This window comes from Streptomyces sp. CoH27 (assembly GCF_020181035.1).
GTDB classification, from domain to species: Bacteria; Actinomycetota; Actinomycetes; order Streptomycetales; family Streptomycetaceae; genus Streptomyces; species Streptomyces camelliae.
Window position 1 is genome coordinate 379,198 of sequence record NZ_JAIQYY010000004.1, and the last position, 18,187, is coordinate 397,384.

At 72.9% G+C, this 18,187-nt stretch carries 12 protein-coding genes and 1 pseudogene; 5 read left to right on the forward strand and 8 right to left on the reverse strand.

The features are described 5' to 3' along the window. Positions 1-87 precede the first annotated feature (87 nt). The 3 genes from LE548_RS08805 to LE548_RS08815 all read left to right on the forward strand — a co-directional run bounded on the left by LE548_RS08805 (position 88) and on the right by LE548_RS08815 (position 4,423). Positions 88-1,515, forward strand: a complete 1,428-nt coding sequence (locus tag LE548_RS08805) for a M1 family metallopeptidase (RefSeq protein ID WP_225096095.1) — start codon at positions 88-90, stop codon at positions 1,513-1,515. Positions 1,516-1,658: 143 nt separating this feature from the next. Continuing rightward, positions 1,659-2,363 (forward strand): response regulator transcription factor, encoded by a 705-nt coding sequence (locus LE548_RS08810; RefSeq protein ID WP_225096096.1) that lies wholly within the window; start codon positions 1,659-1,661, stop codon positions 2,361-2,363. 74 nt (positions 2,364-2,437) lie between these two features. Beyond that, positions 2,438-4,423, forward strand: a complete 1,986-nt coding sequence (locus LE548_RS08815) for a cell wall metabolism sensor histidine kinase WalK (protein WP_225096097.1) — start codon at positions 2,438-2,440, stop codon at positions 4,421-4,423. 17 nt (positions 4,424-4,440) lie between these two features. Here LE548_RS08815 and LE548_RS08820 read toward each other — a convergent pair whose 3' ends face one another. Beyond that, on the reverse strand, positions 4,441-4,692 hold the full coding sequence (locus LE548_RS08820; RefSeq protein WP_225096098.1) for a WhiB family transcriptional regulator: 252 nt from the start codon (positions 4,690-4,692) through the stop codon (positions 4,441-4,443). Between the two features lie 396 nt (positions 4,693-5,088). Then, positions 5,089-5,973, reverse strand: a complete 885-nt coding sequence (locus LE548_RS08825) for a LysR family transcriptional regulator ArgP (RefSeq protein ID WP_225096099.1) — start codon at positions 5,971-5,973, stop codon at positions 5,089-5,091. 67 nt (positions 5,974-6,040) lie between these two features. Between LE548_RS08825 and LE548_RS08830 the strand changes: the two genes are divergently transcribed. Next, positions 6,041-6,658, forward strand: coding sequence for a LysE/ArgO family amino acid transporter (locus LE548_RS08830; protein ID WP_225096100.1), 618 nt, complete (start codon positions 6,041-6,043; stop codon positions 6,656-6,658). 83 nt (positions 6,659-6,741) lie between these two features. Further along, positions 6,742-8,042: pseudogene (locus tag LE548_RS08835) on the forward strand (MFS transporter). Positions 8,043-8,051: 9 nt separating this feature from the next. Here the strand turns inward: LE548_RS08835 and LE548_RS08840 are convergent. The 6 genes from LE548_RS08840 to glgB form a co-directional block, all read right to left on the reverse strand. Continuing rightward, positions 8,052-8,510: a cyclic nucleotide-binding domain-containing protein gene (locus LE548_RS08840; RefSeq protein ID WP_225096101.1), complete on the reverse strand. Its 459-nt coding sequence runs from the start codon at positions 8,508-8,510 to the stop codon at positions 8,052-8,054. A gap of 279 nt (positions 8,511-8,789) precedes the next feature. Continuing rightward, positions 8,790-11,042 (reverse strand): FUSC family protein, encoded by a 2,253-nt coding sequence (locus tag LE548_RS08845; RefSeq protein WP_225096125.1) that lies wholly within the window; start codon positions 11,040-11,042, stop codon positions 8,790-8,792. Between the two features lie 121 nt (positions 11,043-11,163). Further along, positions 11,164-12,540, reverse strand: coding sequence for an NAD(P)/FAD-dependent oxidoreductase (locus tag LE548_RS08850; protein WP_225096102.1), 1,377 nt, complete (start codon positions 12,538-12,540; stop codon positions 11,164-11,166). Between the two features lie 245 nt (positions 12,541-12,785). Further along, complete coding sequence (locus LE548_RS08855) at positions 12,786-14,684, reverse strand: long-chain fatty acid--CoA ligase (protein ID WP_225096103.1); 1,899 nt, start codon at positions 14,682-14,684, stop codon at positions 12,786-12,788. Between the two features lie 185 nt (positions 14,685-14,869). Further along, complete coding sequence (locus tag LE548_RS08860; protein ID WP_225096104.1) at positions 14,870-15,958, reverse strand: glutamate--cysteine ligase; 1,089 nt, start codon at positions 15,956-15,958, stop codon at positions 14,870-14,872. A gap of 92 nt (positions 15,959-16,050) precedes the next feature. Continuing rightward, the coding region (glgB, locus tag LE548_RS08865) for a 1,4-alpha-glucan branching enzyme (RefSeq protein WP_225096105.1) at positions 16,051-18,187 on the reverse strand (2,137 nt) is incomplete at its 5' end.

An 18,187-nucleotide genomic window follows, 5' to 3' on the forward strand; every position in this document is an offset into this window, starting at 1 on the left:
GTGACCTGAAGGAGCGGATCACCAGGACCGGGCCGCGCCCTACGCTGGGCGGCCAGACGATCACCGGCCACTCCCCGAGGAGCGCATGTGACGCCATTCCGCAGACAGCCCGCCCGGCGCCGTACCACTGCCTCGCGCCGCCGCGCGGTCCTCGCCTCCGTCCCCGTCGTCCTCGCGGCCCTCACCGGCACCACCGGGCCCACGGCACCCGGCACTGCCGGCGCGCCCGGCGCGGGCGACCCCTACTTCCCGCTCAGCGGCAACGGCGGCTACCACGTCCGGCACTACGACCTGACGCTGCGCTACGACACCACGACCCGGCACCTCGACGGCACAGCGGTCCTCAGCGCCCGCGCCACCCAGCGGCTGAGCCGCTTCGACCTCGACCTCGCGGGCCTGACCGTCACCGGCGTCACCGTCGACCGCACCCCGGCCACGTTCCGCCGCGACGGCCAGGAACTCGTCGTCACCCCGCCCCGCACCCTGCCCGCCGGAGGCGCGTTCCAGGTCGCCGTCACCTACCAGGGCACGCCGGCGCCGGTCACCGACCCCGACGGCTCCCAGGACGGCTGGATCCCCACCGACGACGGCGCGTTCGTGGCGGGCGAGCCGCAAGGCGCGATGAGCTGGTTCCCGGCCGACGCACACCCCAGGGACAAGTCGTCGTACGACTTCACGCTCACCGTCCCGCAGGGGCGCACGGCCGTCGCCAACGGCGAACTGCTCTCCGAGCACACCGCGCACGGGCAGACGACGTTCCACTGGCGCGAGACCCGCCCGATGGCCGCCTATCTGGCCACCGCGACCATCGGCACCTTCAAGGTCGAGCGCTCCACCACCCCCGACGGCATCCAGATCTACAACGCCGTCGACCCGCGTGAGGCGTCCGCCGCCGCGCCGGTGCTGAAGCAGCTGCCGGCCGTCCTCGCCTGGGAGAGCAAGCTGTTCGGGCCGTACCCGTATCGCTCCGCCGGGGCGATCGTCGACCACGCCCCGGACATCGGCTACGCGCTGGAGACCCAGACCCGGCCGGTGTACGACTCCGCGCCCGACCTGACCACCCTCGTCCACGAGAGCGCTCACCAGTGGTTCGGCGACTCCGTCTCGCTGACGTCCTGGAAGGACGTCTGGCTCAACGAGGGCTTCGCCACCTACGCCGAGTGGCTGTACAGCGAACAGCACGGCGGCGACAGCACCCAGAAGACCTTCGACGCCCTCTACGCCTCCCCGGCGAGCGACGCGCTGTGGGCCTACCCGCCGGCCGATCCGGGCAGCGGCAAGAACATCTTCGGCACGCCCGTCTACTCGCGCGGCGCCATGGCCCTGCACGAACTGCGCAGGGCGGTCGGGGACCGGGACTTCTTCAGGATCCTGCGCGCCTGGGCGACCGGCCACCGCGACGGCCACGGTACGACCGCACAGTTCACGGACCTGGCCGAGCGGCTGTCCGGAAAGCGGCTGGACGGGCTGTTCCACACCTGGCTGTTCACCAAAGGCAAGCCGAACAAGGCCTGAATCCTCACCGGTTCCAAACAAGTGTCGGCCAAGGTCGGCGCCATGATCCAGCGCAGAACCGCCGTCGCGTTCCCCGCCTCCCCGCTGCTGTCCACCGGCTGCGGCGGCGGAGCCGACCGGCGGGCCGCCTAGGATCCGCACTCGTGTGCGCACATGTGCTGGTCGCCGAGGACGACGAGAAACAGGCCGAGCTGATCCGCCGCACCCTGCTGGCCGAGGGACACACCGCGACGGTGGTGCACGACGGCGCCGCCGCGCTGGACGCCGCCCGCCGGCTGCGCCCCGACCTCGTCGTCCTGGACCTGATGCTCCCGGTCGTCGACGGCTTCGGCGTGTGCCGGATGCTGCGCGGCGGCGAGGACCCGGAGATCCCGGTCGTCATGCTCACCGCCCGCTCCGCCGAGGACGACGTGCTGCTCGGCCTCGAACTGGGCGCCGACGACTACATGACCAAGCCGTACAGCCCGCGCGAGCTGATGGCCCGCATCCGCACGGTGCTCCGGCGCAGCGGACGCGGCACCGGAGCCCGGGACGGCGACCTCGTCGTCCGGGCCGCCGGGATCAGCGTCGACCCCGAGCGGCACGAGGTGCGCTGCGACGGTGTGCCGGTGGAGTGCACGCCCGCCGAGTTCCAGATCCTGCTGGCCATGGCGGGCGAGCCGGAGCGGGTGTTCACCCGGCGGCAACTGCTGCACTGCACCCGCGGCTTCGACCGGGCCTCCACCGAACGGGCCGTCGACGTCCACATCATGAACCTCCGCCGCAAGATCGAGCCCGACCCCCGCCATCCGGTCCGCCTGCTGACGGTCTTCGGCGTCGGCTACAAGCTGACCGGCACACGGCCGTGAAACACCGGGAGCCGGGGGCGGGGCAGGGGACGCCGGTGACGCGTGGGCTGTCCCGGCCGGGGCGGGAAGCGGGCGTGAAGCGTCGGATCCCGCTCCGCAAACGGCTGCTCGTCCGGCTGCTGTTCGTCTCCGCCCTGATCGCCGTCTGCTCGGTGGCCGCCACCGCCTGGCTGGCGGTCACGACGACGACCAGCGCCCTGAAGGAGGAGCAGGGCCAGGATCTTGCGGCCGACAACAGCATCCTGGCCCAGCTCAGCGGGTACGCCGCCACCCACGCCGACTGGTCCGGGGTCCGGCGCACCGTGCGGGAGCTGGCCGTGAAGACCGGCCGCCGGATCGCGCTCACCACCGCCGACCGCACCCCGGTCGCCGACTCCGCGCCCCGTGGCACCCCGCTGCCACCCCGGCCTGCCGCCACCGTCGACCCGCTGCGCACCGACACCTACAGCGAGACTGGTGCCCAGCTCAGCGGCATCGACCCACGCGTGGTCGGCCCTTACCGGCTCCCGGCGGCGGAACAGGCGAAGCTGGACGCGCTGGCCGCCGCGCGCAAGCGGTGCTACGAGCGCTTCGGTCTCCAGGCCACCGTGGTCCGCACGGCGAGCGGGCGGCCCGTCGTCTCCGGCTCGGACGGCACCGACCCCGCCGGCTACGGCGTCACGGCGTGCGAGGACGGACAGCTGAACACGCCCACCCCGACCGAGCACAGGGCCCTGGACGCGCTCACGGACCTCGCCCGCCCCTGTCTGAAACAGGCCGGGCTGGACCTCGAAGGCCCGCTGTTCCTCACCTACGACCCCAGCGGCAAGGACCCCTTCGGCGGCGGCTACCTCGTCGCCAAGTACGCCAAGGCGGGCAAGGCGGCGACGGCACGCGCGGCCCAGCGGTGCGTCCTGACCGCCCGGCGCACCCAACTGGAGCCCTACGTCGCCCCGGTGGCGGACCTGTTCCTCGGCATCGGTGACCAGAGCCCGTCCCGCTTCGACATGTCGACGGCCAACAAGGCCAAGGTGATCGGCGCGGCCGGACTCGTCCTCGCCGTCACCGTCGCCGTGACCGCCGTCGTCGCGATCCGGCTGGTACGGCCCCTGCGCGCGCTGACCGAGGCCGCGGGAGCACCGCCCGAGCTGCACATACGGGTGCCGGTGACCACCCGGGACGAGACCGGCATCCTCGCGGAGGCCTTCAACGACCTGACCGAGCGCCGCGCACGTCTGGAGGCCCAGCGCAGGGCGATGGTCAGCGACATCGCCCACGAACTGCGCAGCCCGCTCACCAACATCCGCGGCTGGCTGGAGGTCGTCCGGGACGGAGTCGTGGAACCCGAACCGGCTCTGCTGGACTCCCTGCACGAGGAGGCGCTCGTCCTCCAGCGGATCATCGACGACCTCCAGGACCTCGCCGCGGCCGACGCCGGCACCCTGCGGCTGCGCCGCGAACCGCTGCGCGCCGCCGACCTGTTCGACCAGGTGGCCGCCGCCCACCGCGTCGCCGCCGACGCCGCCGGGGTCGCCCTGCGCACTGCCGCCGATCCCGCGGCCTGGCTGGACGCCGACCCGGTGCGGATGCGGCAGGCGCTCGGCAACCTGGTCTCCAACGCGCTGCGGCACACCCCGGCCGACGGAGCGGTCACGCTGGCCGCCTGCCGTGACGGCACCGATGTCGTGGTCACCGTCACCGACACCGGGGCGGGCATCGCGGCCGAGGATCTGCCGCATGTCTTCGAGCGGTTCTGGCGTGCCGAGAAGTCCCGCAGCCGCCGCACCGGCGGCAGCGGGCTGGGCCTTCCCATCGTGCGCCATCTGGTCGCCGCCCACGGCGGCATCGTGACGGCCGCGAGCGAGCCGGGCGGGGGCGCGGCCTTCACCCTGCGACTGCCCGGCACCGAACCGCCCGGCGACGACCCGATCGGCACCGGCCTGCCTGGCACCGGCCTGCCTGGCAGCGGCCTGCCTGGCGACGACCCGATCGGCACCGACCTGCCCGGCACCGACCTGCCCGGCACCGGCCTGCCTGGCGACGACCCGTCCGGCGGCACCCCGGTCGGCGCCCAGCCCTGACGGCCGCGGGTGCGCGGTCAGCGCAGACGTGGCCGGGAAGGGGTCCGGCGCCGCAGCGCCCGGCGCTCCGTCTCGGTCGTACCGCCCCAGATGCCCGTGCCCTGACCCGTCGCCAGCGCCCAGTCCAGGCACGGCTCCCGGGCGGGGCAGAGCCCGCACACCGCCTTGGCCCGCTCGGTCTGCACCAGCGCGGGACCGGTGGTGCCGACGGGGAAGAACAGGTCGGGGTCCACGTGACGGCAGACGGCGTGGTCGCGCCAGTTGTCCATCGAAGTCTCCTGGATCGTCTCCTGGATGGGATCGAAGTCGTCCGTGCCGGTCGAAAGCTGTTCTGAGGATTCGGCTGACCGCTCGACGCGATGTGAAACAGCGCAATCGGCGGGAATCGCGCGACGGCCGCGATCCGGACACGGGCGCGGCTACGGGCCCGCGAGGGCGCCGTACGCGCTCAACAGGTCGGCCAACGGGGCGAACGGGCCCTGGGGGGAAGCCCGGTGACCGGGCCTGGGCCGAGGGACACCCGTGCCCGACCGGGCACCGGGAGCGCGGAGTCGGGGGCGACGGGCGGGTGGGCCGCCGTCCACCGCGCCACCGTCCGGACACCGTACTGCGCCGGCGGCCGTCCGGGCACCGGTCGGACGGCACGATTCCGGTGTCCGGACGCGTCAGCCCCGCAGTGCCTGAGCCGCCGTCGCCGTCACCGCGTCGGCCAGGGCGGCCAGCGCGGGGGAGTCGAGCCTCCACTGCTGCCAGTACAGGGTGACGTCCACCCACGTCCTCGGGGCGAGCACCGTCAGCCGGCCCTCCGCCAGCAGCGGCCCCGCCTGGGACTCGGGGACCATGCCCCAGCCGAGGCCCGCGGCGACCGCGGCGACGAACCCGTCCGAGGTGGGCACGTAGTGGCGCAGGGGGCTCGCGGCCCCACGGCCCAGCCGGCGTACGAAGGAGTCCTGGAAGTCGTCCTTGCGGTCGAAGACCACCACCGGGGCCGCGGGCAGCAGCTCCGGCAGCGGACCGGCCAGCTGCCGCTCGGCGAAGTCCGGTGCGGCGACCGGCAGATAGCGCATCCGGCCGAGCGGGCGGACCGTGCAGCCCGGCACGGGGTCGGGCAACGTGGTCACCGCCGCCATCACCAGCCCCTCGCGCAGCAGCGCTGCCGTGTGGGACTCGTCCTCCCGGTGCAGTTCGAAGCAGAGCCCCGGCACCCGGGTCAGCGCCGGCAGGAACCAGGTCGCCAGCGAGTCCGCGTTCACCGCGACCGACACCCGGGTCGGCTCCCCGGCGCCGCTCAGCCCCAGCTCACCCCACGCGTCCCGCTCCAGCCTGGCCAGCTGCCGGGCGAACCGCACCAGCACCGCCCCGGAATCCGTGGGCCGCACCGGCTTGGTGCGCTGCAGCAGGACCCGGCCCGTGCGCTGCTCCAGCGCCTTGACCCGCTGGCTGACCGCGGACGGGGTCACATGCAGGGCCGCGGCGGCGGCGTCGAAGGTGCCCTCGTCCACCACGGCGAGCAGCGTCCGCACCTGGTCCAGGGGAAGCTCTGCCATCATGAAAGCTAATGATACGTAAGAATCTTTAGCTGTACTTGTATGACGTGTGTCTCCTAGCGTCGACGGCATGAACCACGCACTGACCGCCGCGATCGCCGGATTCGGCAGCGGACTCTCCCTGATCGTCGCCATCGGCGCCCAGAACGCCTTCGTCCTGCGCCAGGGGGCGCGCCGGGACGCCGTGCTCGCCGTGGTCGGCATCTGCGCGCTCTCCGACGCGGTGCTCATCGCGCTGGGCGTCGGCGGCGTCGGGGCGGTCGTGGTGGCCTGGCCGGGCGCGGTCCGCGCGGTCGGGATCATCGGCGGCGCCTTCCTGCTCTGCTACGGCGCCCTCGCCGCCCGCCGGGTGCTCCGGCCCGGTACGGCCGGACTGAGCACCGAGGGGGAGGCGGCCGGTTCCCGGCGCCGGGCCGTGCTCACCTGCCTGGCGCTGACCTGGCTCAACCCGCACGTGTACCTGGACACGGTGTTCCTGCTCGGCTCCCTCGCCGCCGACCGGGGGGCGCTGCGCTGGACCTTCGGGCTCGGCGCCGCGCTCGCCAGCCTGTGCTGGTTCACCACGCTCGGCTTCGGCGCCCGGCTGCTCGGCCGCTTCCTGGCCCGGCCCGCCGCCTGGCGGGTGCTGGACGGCCTGGTCGCCGTCACCATGCTGGTCCTCGGCGTCATGCTCATGGCCGGATCCTGAGACAAACCGTTCGGCACACACGGGACTTCCTGAGATAGTCAGCCTCGCGAACGGAAAAGATGTAGCGAGCAACCAGGACATCCGTGGACACGAGTGAGCGCAGCAGCACCGAACCCGGTTCCGCGACGGACCAGGAGGCGGCGCCTCCGCCCCGGCGTGGCTGGCGCCGCTGGGCGATGGACACCCGCCCCCTGCGCATCCCCGCCTACCGGCGCCTGTGGACGTCGACCATCGTCACGGCCGTGGGCAGCCAGCTCACCGCCGTCGCCGTACCCAAGCAGATCTACGACATCACGCACTCCTCGGCCTGGGTCGGCTACGCGAGCCTGGCCGGACTCGTGCCCATGGTGGCGTTCGCGCTGTGGGGCGGGGCGGTCGCCGACACCGTGGACCGGCGCAAGCTGCTGCTGGTCACCAACAGCGGCATCGCGGTGACCTCGCTGCTGGGGCGCAGGCGGTCACCGGTCTCGGCTCGGTCGCGGTCCTGATGGTGCTGCTCGCGCTCCAGCAGGCCTTCTTCGGCCTCAACTCCCCGGCCCGCAACGCCTCCATCGCCCGGCTGGTGCCCGCCGGGGAACTGGCCGCCGCGAACGCCCTCGGGTCCACGGTCACACAGACCGGACTGGTCGCGGGTCCCCTGCTCGCCGGTGTGCTCATCCCGGTCATCGGGCTGCCGGAGCTGTATCTCATCGACGCCCTCGCGCTCTGCGTCACCGTCTGGGCCGTCCACCGGCTGCCTGCGCTGCCGCCGCTCGGTGACGGCGCCGCCCGCCGGGCCGGGATACGCGCGATAGCCGAGGGCTTCCGCTACATCTCCCGGCACACGGTGCTGCTGCTGTCCTTCCTCGCCGACATCGTCGCCATGGTCCTCGGCATGCCCCGCGCCCTGTTCCCGCAGCTGGCCGCGGAGACCTACCACTCCTACGGCGAGGGGCTCGCGCTCGGCGTGCTGTTCGCCGGGATCCCGGTCGGCGCGGTGCTCGGCGGACTGTTCTCCGGGGTGTTCTCGCGGGCCCGCCGGCACGGCTGGATGGTGATCGGGGCGGTGGCCGGCTGGGGCGTGGCCGTCGCCGGGGCCGGGCTGAGCGGGAACCTCTGGGTGGCGATGGCCTTCCTCGCCCTGGCCGGGGTCGCCGACATGGTCTCGATGGTGTTCCGCGGCGCGATCCTGCTGTCCGCCGCGACCGACGAGATGCGCGGCCGGATGCAGGGCGTGTTCACGGTCGTCGTCGCGGGCGGACCCCGCCTGGCCGACGTGCTGCACGGCACCGCCGGCTCCGCCTTCGGCCCGCGGGCGGCGGTGGCGGGCGGCGGCGCCCTGGTCGTCGTGGTGATGCTGACCCTGGCCGCCACGTTCCCGGCGCTGCGCCGCTACCGGATCTGAGGTCCGGCTTCAGAGAGGGCCGCCGCGCCGCCGGATCGCGTACTGGTCCAGCAGCTTGCCGCGGGTCGTCTCCAGGCGGCCCGCGAGGACCTCGGCCACCGTCCGCACCAGCGACAGTCCGAGCAGCGGATCCTCCACGCACAGCGCGAGCACCGCGGGCCCGTCGAACTGATAGGCCCGTACGTCGGTGAAGGCCACCGCGCCGAAGTCCCACTCGTACGGCGGGAACAGCCAGGACCAGCCGAGCAGGTCGCCCGCGCCGAGCGTGGCCACCGTCACCCGCTGCCGGGAGGTGACCTGCTGGTCCAGATGGACCGCGCCGGAGCGGATCACCCAGAACCGGTCGGCGGTGCCGCCCGCCTCGAAGATGCGGGTGTCCTCCGGGAAGGAGACCTCCTGGGCCAGCTCCATCAGGCGCTCGCGCTGCTGCTGGGGCAGGGCGGTGAGCAGTTTGATCGCTTTGGTCATGGCACGGGGCTCCTCGCCGGCGGCGGTTCCGGGTGATGTCCGTAAGCCCATTTCAGCCGCTGCCGCCGTACGGGGCACCTCGAAGGTGGGGTATGTCCGCGCCGGATCACCTGTCCGGTGGCGCGCGGGGAGTGAAAAGCCCTGGCTGGACGGGGGAGGCCAGCCAGGGCCGCTTGTGGTGACGCGCAGTGGGAGGGAAGGACGGTTCCGGTCCGCTCCGGCATCACGTATGTGTGAACGATAAACCATTTGATATGCCGGAGCATCATCAGGAGCGGGTCACGTGACCTGTTTCACCTTCGCGCCCGAGCCCGAGCCCGCGTCGGCGCCCGGCCGGGGCACGCCCAGCGGCCGGGCCAGACCCGAGACCGCCTCGTCCAGGCGCTGGAGATGGCGCAGCACCCGGTCGGTCACCCGGCCGTAGCGCGGGGTGCGCAGGGTGCCCGGCTCGAGCATCGAGGCGATGCTCGGACCGGTCTCGATGGCAGCCGCGGAGCGGGGGTCGGCGACATGGGCCGCGATCGCCTCGATGTTGCGCAGCATCCGCGCACACGCCCCGCTCAGCCGGGGATCCGCGGCGATCGAGGGGTGCGTCGGCAGCAGCTCGGCCGTGGCCGCGAGGGAACGCGCGTGATAGGCGCAGGTCTCCAGCAGCGCCACGACGTACCGGGCGGTGTCCCGGCGTGAGCGCAGCGGGGTGATCGGATGCGTCAGCGGGTCGATGGCCGCGCGCAGATCGGCCAGTGCCTGGTCCAGCTCGCGCGCATGCTCCACCAGGTCGGCGCCCGCCCCGCCGCTCAGCTGGTCGACGGCGGCCCGGGCGACCCCGGCCAGCCGGTCCAGCACCTCGACGAGCAGCTCGTTGGTCCGGCGGTCGGTGTGGATCGGCAGCACCACCGCCGCCGCGATCACCCCGCAGGCCGCGCCGAGCGCCGTCTCCTCCACCCGCAGCACCAGCACCGACAGGCTGTAGGTGTTCAGCAGCGTGTACAGCAGCCCCAGCGCCGCCGTCACGAAGAACGACATCAGCGTGTACGACAGGGGCGCCGTGTAGAACATCGCGAAGACGAACACCAGCACCAGCGCGAACGCCGTCCATGTGTGGTGCCCGACCAGCCCGGCGAGCCCGATGCCGGCCACCACGCCGAGCACCGTGCCCAGCAGCCGGCGGTAGCCCTTCACCAGGATCTCGCCGGTGGAGGCGGTGTTGATGAACACGATCCAGCAGGTCAGCACCGCCCAGTACCAGCGGTGGCTGGACAGCAGCTCGCCGCCCGCGATGGCCAGCGAGGAGCCGACGGCCACCTGCACCGCGGCCCGTGTGGTGGGACGCCTGAGCCCGGTCGGCTCCGCCTTCTCGGCCTCGCGCTCCTCGCCCGCCCCGATTGCGGCGTCCTCCGCGTCCAGCTCCTCCCGTGAACGGGTGGTCGCCGGGCTGTCGTCCGACTCGTCCTGCGCCCCGTCCAGGGCGACCCGCAGACCGAGCGCGGCCCGCGCGGCCTCGCCGAGACCGCGGAAGACGTCCTGCACGGCCGGGGAGGCCTTCGGCAGGTTGTCCTCCTCGCGGTACCCGAGCAGCCGGTTGCGCAGATGGGCGAGCGCGGTGCCCCGGGCCTCGCCGACCGGCCGCAGCATCAGCAGCCGCAGCGCCTGAAGGTCCCTTCGCAGCGCCGCCGTCGCCTCGTCCCGCACCGGCAGCGAGCCGCCGGAGGGCAGGTGGGCGCCGGGCAGATGCAGGGTGAGGGTGTCGGTCCGCTCGGCGCTGCGCGCGGTGAGCAGCAGCAGGCCGAGCCGCTCGGAGGCGATCTCGGCGTCGGCGATCCGGCGCTGCAGCAGCCGCGCCACCGCCGGGTCGGAGGTGCCGTCCTCCAGCCGCCCCTGGATCATCAGCGCCGTCTCGTGCAGCCGGGCGGTGGCGGCGCGCAGTTCTTCCAGCACCTTGTCGACCGCGTCCGGCCCGGCGTCCAGCAACTCGGCCTGTACGGCGATCAGCTGGGCGAGCCGGGCGCGGAACGCCCGCCGCAGCCGGTCCAGGGTGCCCGCCGGGGTCTGCGGCAGCAGCACGAACCGCGCGAGGGCGCTGCACGCGAACGCCACGCAGATGACCCCGTACAGCGCGGGCAGCACGGCGGTGGTCGCGTGGACGAACAGCGACAGGAAGTAGATCTGGAAGCCGATCAGCCCCAGCGCCGTACCGCGGTCACCGAAGCGCCGGCCGTAGACCGCGGCGAAGATGAGCACGACGAAGAACAGGTCGCCGACGACGACCCGTTGGTTCAGCAGCGCGCCCAGCGACACCGAGGCCAGCGCCACCGGCAGGCCGAGCGCGAGCGTGACCGCCTGCTGGGCGCGCGACTTCTCCCGGATGGCGAAGGTCGACACCATCGCCGCCATGGCACCGGCGACCAGATGCGGCACCGGCACCCGCAGGGCGGCCAGGACGGCGAGGGTGAGGGCGATCGCGGTGACCGTGCGCAACCCCGCGGTCAGCCGCAGCAGCCCGGGATCGGACGCCGCGAGCCGGTCCCGCATCCGTACCCGCCCCGACCGTCCCGCTGCCTTCACGCCGCCGCGCTCTCTCCCGTGCCAGAAATCGATCTCCGTCCCAGCATCGCACGTCGTGATCGGAGGAACGCCACCCGGTGGGGACCGGTCAGGAACTCCCGCCCGCCCAGCCCTCCACCCGGGCCCGCAGCTGCTCCGGGGTCAGATACGCGTCCGTGTGCTCGAAGTCCTTCAGCCGGCCGGACCTGTGGGCCTGGAAGCCGGTGCGGACGAAGTCGTCGCCGCCGACGGCGTTCAGCAGCCAGTTGGTCATCACCCTGGTCTTGGCCACGTTGGTGCGCAGCGCCGACCAGTGGTAGCCGCGGGCGACCGCCTGGGCGGGCACCCCGCGCAGCTCGACGCCCAGCGGCTTGGACACCGCGTCCTTGCCGCCGAGGTCCACGACGAGTCCCAGGTCCCTGTGCACGTACGGCGTCAGGGTCTCGCCGCGCAGGGTCGCGATGACGTTGTCGGCGGCCTTCTTGCCCTGCCGCATGGCGTGCTGCGCGGTGGGCGGGCAGACCGCGCCCGACTCGTCCTTGGCGAGGTCGGGCACGGCGGCCGCGTCCCCGAGGGCGAACACCCCGTCGTGCCCGGGCACGGTCATCTCCGCGGTGACCGCCAGCCGGCCGCGCACCGTCTCCGCGCCGAGCGTGCCGATCAGCGGGCTGGCGACCACACCGGCCGTCCAGATCAGCGTGTGCGTCGGCACCACCCGGCCGTCGGTGAACGTGACTTCCTCGGCGCCGGCCTTCTCGACCGACACCCCGAGCGAGACGTCGATACCGCGCCGGCGCAGGATCTCCTGCGCGCTGCGCCCGAGCTTCTCGCCGAGCTCCGGCATCAGACGCGGCGCGATGTCGATGAGATGCCACTTGATCAGGCCGGGGTCGATGCGCGGATAGCGCTGTACGGCGGCGTGGGTGAGCCGTTGCAGACAGGCGGCGGTCTCGGTGCCGGCGTATCCGCCGCCCACCACCACGAACTGCAGTCGCGCGGCCCGCTCGACCGGGTCGTCGCAGGCGTCGGCGAGGTCCAGCTGGGTGATGACGTGGTCGCGGAGGTAGGCGGCCTCGGCGAGGGTCTTCATCCCGAAGGCGTGCTCGGTCAGCCCCGGGATGTCGAAGGTGCGGGTCACGCTGCCCGGGGCGAGCACGATGTAGTCGTACGGCTCGTCGACGACCGTGTCGTTGATGGTGCGTACGACGCACACCTTGGCCTTCAGGTCCACGCCGATCGCGGCGCCCGGCAGGATCCGGGTGCGGTACTTCTTGCTGCGGCGCAGGCTGAGGGCGATCGACTGCGGGGTGAGCACACCCGAGGCGACCTGGGGCAGCAGCGGCAGATAGAGCTGGTAGGAGAACGGCGTCACCAGGGTGACGTCGGCCTCGTCGGGGGCGAGCTTCCGCTCCAGGCGGCGGACGCACTCGACTCCGGCGAAGCCTGCGCCAACCACCAGGATCCTGGGTCGTGTCACGGTGTTCATCCCTTTCTGCGGCTCCAGGCGGTCCGACTCGACGCCGTTCGCGTGCCCTGGATCGCTGCACACACACCCTTCGATCCCACCGTGACCCGAGCCGTTCCGCCAGCTGGGGTGTGGCAGGCAGACGAACGCGTGGGCTCCAGCATGCCCCCACATCGGGGCGAGTAACCGGTTTTTCACACAGATACTCGTCGCACACATGCCGATCCGGTCCGACCGTGTCCGCTCAGCGGAACGGGTGCCTCCGCTCAGCGGAAGACGTCGTCCGGCTCGTCCCAGTCCGCCGGCTCCGGCACACCCCGCCCGGCCCGCGAGCGCGCCCGGTACATCGCGTCGATCTCGGCGGCGTAGTGGCGCACGATCGCGTCCCGGCGCAGCTTCATCGACGGGGTGAGCAGGCCGGCCGTCGCGGCGAACGGCTCCGGCAGGACGCGGTGGACCCGGATGGACTCCGCACGGGAGACGGCGCTGTTCGCGGAGGCCACGGCACGGGCGATCTCCTCCCGCAGCGCGTTCTCCTCACGGCTCTCCCGGCCGGGGCCCTCGCCGTGCAGCGCCAGCGTGCCCCGCCAGTGCGCGAGGAACTCCGGGTCCAGCGTGATCAGCGCGCCGACACAGGGACGGTCGTCACCGAGCACGACGGCCTGGTGGACCAGCGGGTGCATGCGCAGCCGCTGCTCCAGCAGGGCCGGGGCCACGCTCTTGCCGCCGCTCGTGACGATGACGTCCTTCTTGCGCCCGGTGATCGTCAGATAGCCCTCGGAGTCCAGCCGTCCGATGTCCCCGGTGGCCAGCCAGCCGCCGCGCAGCACGGCCCGGGTCGCCGCCTCGTCGCCGACGTACCCCTGGAACACCGACGGGCCGCGCACCAGGATCTCCCCGTCGTCGGCCACCTGCACCTCCGTGCCGGGCAGCGGCCGGCCCACGGTCCCGGACTTCGCCCGGCCGAGCGGCTGCATGGTGATCCCGCCGGAGGCCTCGGTGAGCCCGTAGCCGTCGTTGACGACGATCCCCATGCCCTCGTAGAACAGGGTCAGTTCACGGCTGAGCGAGGAGCCGCCGGAGGTGCCGCGCACCACCCGGCCACCGAGCGCCGCGCGCAGCCTGCGGTACACCGTCCGCTCGAACAGCGCGTGCTGCAGCCGCAGGTCGAGCCCGGGACCCGGCCCGGTGCCCAGCCGCCGGCGCTCCTCGGCCGCGGCGAAGTCCCGCGCGGTCTGCGCGGCCCGCTCGAACAGGGTGCCCCGGCCCGCCTGTCCGGCCGCGCGCAGGAAGTTCTTGTACAGCTTCTCGAACACCGACGGCACGCCGTACAGATACGTCGGCCGGAACGTGCCGAGCGCCGACGCCAGCGCGGTCTCGGACAGCTCCGGCTCGTGCGCCATCAGCACACCGCCACGGACACACGTGAGCATGATCATGATGCCGTACACATGCGAGAACGGCAGGAAGGCCAGCACCGACGGCTGTTCGCCCGGCGGTGCGGCCGTGTGCAACCAGCCGGCCAGCACGGTGTCACAGGGGTAGGCCAGGCCGCGGTGGCTCAGCGCGCAGCCCTGGGGACGGCCCGAGGTGCCCGAGGTGTAGACGACGGCCGCGGTGGCGTCCGGCAGTACGATCCGGCGCAGCGACTCCACGGTGGTGTACGGCACCGTCGCGCCCTGCTGGACGAGGCCGGGCAGCGCCCCCGCGTCCAGCTGCCACACATGGCGCAGCCGGGGCAGGCGGGTGCACACCGTGCCGACGGTCATGACGCCCTGCTCGTCCTCCACGACCACGGCCACACAGCCGGCGTCCCGCAGGATCCACTCGACCTGCTCGCGCGAGGAGGACGGATGGACCGGCACCACCTCCGCGCCCACGGCCCACAGCGCATGGGCGAAGACGGTCCACTCGTAGCGGGTGCGGGCCATCACGGCCACCCGGTTCCCGGGCGAGATCCCGGCCGCGACCAATCCCTTGGCCAGGTCGACCACCTCGTCCCGCAGCTCGATCGCGGTCACCTCCTGCCACACGGTGGCCGCGGGGTCCGCGCGGTGGGCGAGGAGCGGCAGCGCGGGGCTGCGCTCCGCGGTGTCGAAGACGCTGTCGGCGAGGCCCCCGGTGAGCGGTGGGGCAACGGCGGGAGCGAGGGCGACGTCGCGCATGCGCTGCTCCTGGAGGTACGGAGGGTCACACCGCCGATCGGCTCTGTGGTCGGCGGTGCTCGAATGTAGCCGAGGTGAGCGCGTTCGGTGGAGCGAACGGGGAAGTCGTGATCGGTTGATGACCTGGCCGTGTCCGTTCCTGGCGAGGTGCGTCCCCCGACGGCGGATCGCTCAGCTCTCGGCGCTCAGCCCTGGGTGCGCCGGACGCACTCGGTGACGACCTCGCGCAGGCTGCCCGTGCGCTCCATCAGCCGGAGCTGCTCGCGCGCGCCCGTGCCCCGGTGCAGCAGCTCGTCGACGGCCTCCTCGGCCAGGGCTGTGTCCCCGCTGTCGGCGAGCGCCTCCCCGCTGTGCTCCAGCAGGGTGCGCACCACCTCGGGCGCGGGCCGGGGCCGCATCGTCAGGGGGTCGAGCAGCTCCCGGTCCAGGCCGGTGTGGGCGGCGTGCCAGGCGGCCAGCCGGAGCAGGCTCACACTGTGGTCGGGCGCCGGCCGCCCGGCCCGCCACTCCCGGGCGGCCGTCTCCACCAGGGCGCGGGCCAGGGTGGCGAGCAACATGGTGGTCTCGGCGCGCAGGCACACGTCCGCCACCCGGATCTCCACCGTCGGGTACTTCGCGGACAGCCGCGCGTCGAAGTACACCATCCCCTGGTCGAGGATGACCCCGCTGGCCACCATCTCCGCCACCTGCCCGTGATAGCGCGCGGGCGAGCCGAACAACTCGGTCGGCCCCGCCGACGGACAGCGGCTCCACAGTCGGCTGCGAAAGCTGACGTACCCGGTGTCCCGGCCCTGCCAGTACGGCGAGTTGGCGCTGAGCGCGCGCAGCACGGGCAGCCACGGCCGCAGCCGGTCGAGGACGGCGACGCCCTCCTCGTCGGACTCCACCGCCACATGCGCGTGACACCCGCACACGAGCCAGTCCTGGGTGGCGATCCCGTACTGCTCTGCCATCCACCGGTAACGGTCGTTCGGGGTGAGCGCGCCGGTGACCGGCATCGGGCAGGTGGCCAGCGCGGCGACCGAGCAGCCCACCTCGCCCGCGAGCCGGGCCGCCTCCTTGCGGGAGCGCACGACATCGGCGCCGAGGTCCGCCATGTCCGTGTGCGGACGCGTGGCGAATTCCAGCATCTGTCCGAACAGCTCCAGCTGGAACAGGTTCTGCCCGGGATCCTCCTGGACGGCCCGGGTGAGGACGGCGGCCGACAGTGCCTTCGGCTCGCCGGTGTCCGGATCGACCAGAAGAAGTTCCTCCTCCACACCGACAGTGCGCACGTGGGGCCGCCCTTCTGTTCAGGCCACGAGGGGCAGACGAGAGTCCGTACGACCCTGACTGCCCCTCGGGCGTCCGCCCGACTCCTGCGAGTTCAGGGCACGGGCGTCAACCAGACAGTGGCGAGCGGCGGCAGCGTGACCCGCACAAACCCGTCCTTCGGCCGGAAAGGAACCCCGGGGGCCCCGGCGCCGACACCGCTGCCGCCATAGCGCGTGTCGTCCGTGTTCAGGGTCTCCTGCCAGGCCGGGAAGGGATCCGGAACCCACAGGCGGTAGGCGTCGCGGACCACGGGGGAGAAGTTCGAGACCGCCAGCAGGGCGGAACCCTCGGCGTCGAACCGGAGGAACGCGAATACGTTGTCGTCCGCCGCGTCACACAGCACCCAGTGGAAACCGCCCGGATCGGTGTCCCGCTGCCACAGGGCCGGCGTCGCCCGGTACCTGGTGTTCAGGTCCCGTACGAGATCCTGGACACCCCGGTGGTCGCCCGCCGAGTGGTAGTCGTCGCCGAGCAGCCACCACTCGGGGCCGTGCGCCTCGGACCACTCCGCCCCCTGCGCGAACTCCTGCCCCATGAAGAGGAGTTGCTTGCCGGGGTGGGCCCACATGAAGCCGAGGTAGGCCCGGTGGTTCGCGCGCCGCTGCCACCAGTCGCCCGGCATCTTCGACACCAGTGCCTGCTTGCCGTGCACGACCTCGTCGTGGGAGATCGGCAGGACGTAGTTCTCGCTGTACGCGTACACCATCGAGAACGTCATCTCGTCGTGGTGGTACTTGCGGTGCACCGGCTCCTTCTGCACGTACTCCAGCGAGTCGTGCATCCAGCCCATGTTCCACTTCAGCCCGAAGCCGAGCCCGCCGCTGTCCGTCGGCCGGGTCACCCCGTCCCACGCGGTGGACTCCTCCGCGATCGTCACCACCCCCGGGCAGCGCCGGTAGACCGTCGCGTTCATCTCCTGCAGGAAGGCGACCGCGTCCAGGTCCTCCCGCCCGCCGAAGACGTTCGGCTCCCACTGCCCGGAGTCCCGCGAGTAGTCCAGGTAGAGCATCGAGGCGACGGCGTCCACCCGCAGCCCGTCGATGTGGAACTCCTGGCACCAGTACACGGCGTTGGCCACGAGGAAGTTGCGCACCTCGGTCCGCCCGAAGTCGAACTCGTACGTCCCCCAGTCCGGATGCTCCGCCCGCCGCCAGTCCCCGGGCTCGTACAGCGGCTCCCCGTCGAACCGGGCCAGCGCCCAGTCGTCCTTCGGGAAGTGCGCCGGCACCCAGTCCATGATCACGCCGAGCCCGGCCTGATGCAGCCTGTCCACCAGGTACTTGAAGTCGTCGGGAGAGCCGAGCCGGGGCGTCGGCGCGTAGTACGAGGTGACCTGGTAACCCCACGACCCGCTGAACGGATGCCCCGCGACCGGCATCAGCTCCACATGGGTGAAGCCCAAGTCCTTGACATACGCGGGGAGTTCCTGAGCCAGCTGACGATATGTCAGGCCCGGCCGCCAGGAGGGCAGATGGACCTCGTACACCGAGAACGGCGCCTGGTGCACGGGCGTGTCGCCCCGGTGGGCCAGCCACTGAGCGTCGCCCCACTCGTAGCGGGACACCGCGACGACCGACGCCGTGTCCGGCGGCACCTCGGTGCGCCGCGCCATCGGGTCGGCCTTGAGGAACCGGTGGCCGTGCCGGGAGGTGATCTCGAACTTGTAGCGGGCGCCCTCGCCGATCCCGGGCAGGAACAGCTCCCACACCCCGGACGCGCCGAGCGAGCGCATCGGGTACTGAGTGCCGTCCCAGTAGGTGAAGTCCCCGGCCACCCGCACCCCCTGGGCGTTCGGCGCCCACACGGTGAAGCGGGTGCCGGTCACCCCCTGGTGCGTCATCGGCTCGGCGCCGAGCGCCTGCCACAGCTGCTCGTGCCGGCCCTCCCGGATCAGATGCAGATCCAGCTCGCCGAGGGCGGGCAGGAAGCGGTACGGATCGTGTACCTCCTGCTCGGTGTCGTCGTACGTCACCAGCAGCGTGTACGACTCCGGGATCCCCGGGAACGGCAGCACGGCCGCGAACAGTCCGCCGCCCTCGGACACCAGCGGGTGCCGGGTGCCGTCGGCGACGACGTTCACCGCGCGGGCGTTCGGGCGCAGCGCCCGGAACAGGGTGCCGCCCGGCACCGGGTGGGCGCCCAGCAGGGCGTGCGGATCGTGATGGGCGCCGCCGAGCAGCCGGCCGCGC

What these genes read in the sequence shown, in the direction of transcription:
- LE548_RS08820 (WP_225096098.1), bottom strand. Translation starts at nt 4,692, where the DNA reads ATGGACAACTGGCGCGACCACGCCGTCTGCCGTCACGTGGACCCCGAC.
- LE548_RS08825 (WP_225096099.1), bottom strand. Translation starts at nt 5,973, where the DNA reads ATGATGGCAGAGCTTCCCCTGGACCAGGTGCGGACGCTGCTCGCCGTG.
- LE548_RS08830 (WP_225096100.1), top strand. Translation starts at nt 6,041, where the DNA reads ATGAACCACGCACTGACCGCCGCGATCGCCGGATTCGGCAGCGGACTC.
- LE548_RS08840 (WP_225096101.1), bottom strand. Translation starts at nt 8,510, where the DNA reads ATGACCAAAGCGATCAAACTGCTCACCGCCCTGCCCCAGCAGCAGCGC.
- LE548_RS08845 (WP_225096125.1), bottom strand. Translation starts at nt 11,042, where the DNA reads ATGCGGGACCGGCTCGCGGCGTCCGATCCCGGGCTGCTGCGGCTGACC.
- LE548_RS08850 (WP_225096102.1), bottom strand. Translation starts at nt 12,540, where the DNA reads ATGAACACCGTGACACGACCCAGGATCCTGGTGGTTGGCGCAGGCTTC.
- LE548_RS08855 (WP_225096103.1), bottom strand. Translation starts at nt 14,684, where the DNA reads ATGCGCGACGTCGCCCTCGCTCCCGCCGTTGCCCCACCGCTCACCGGG.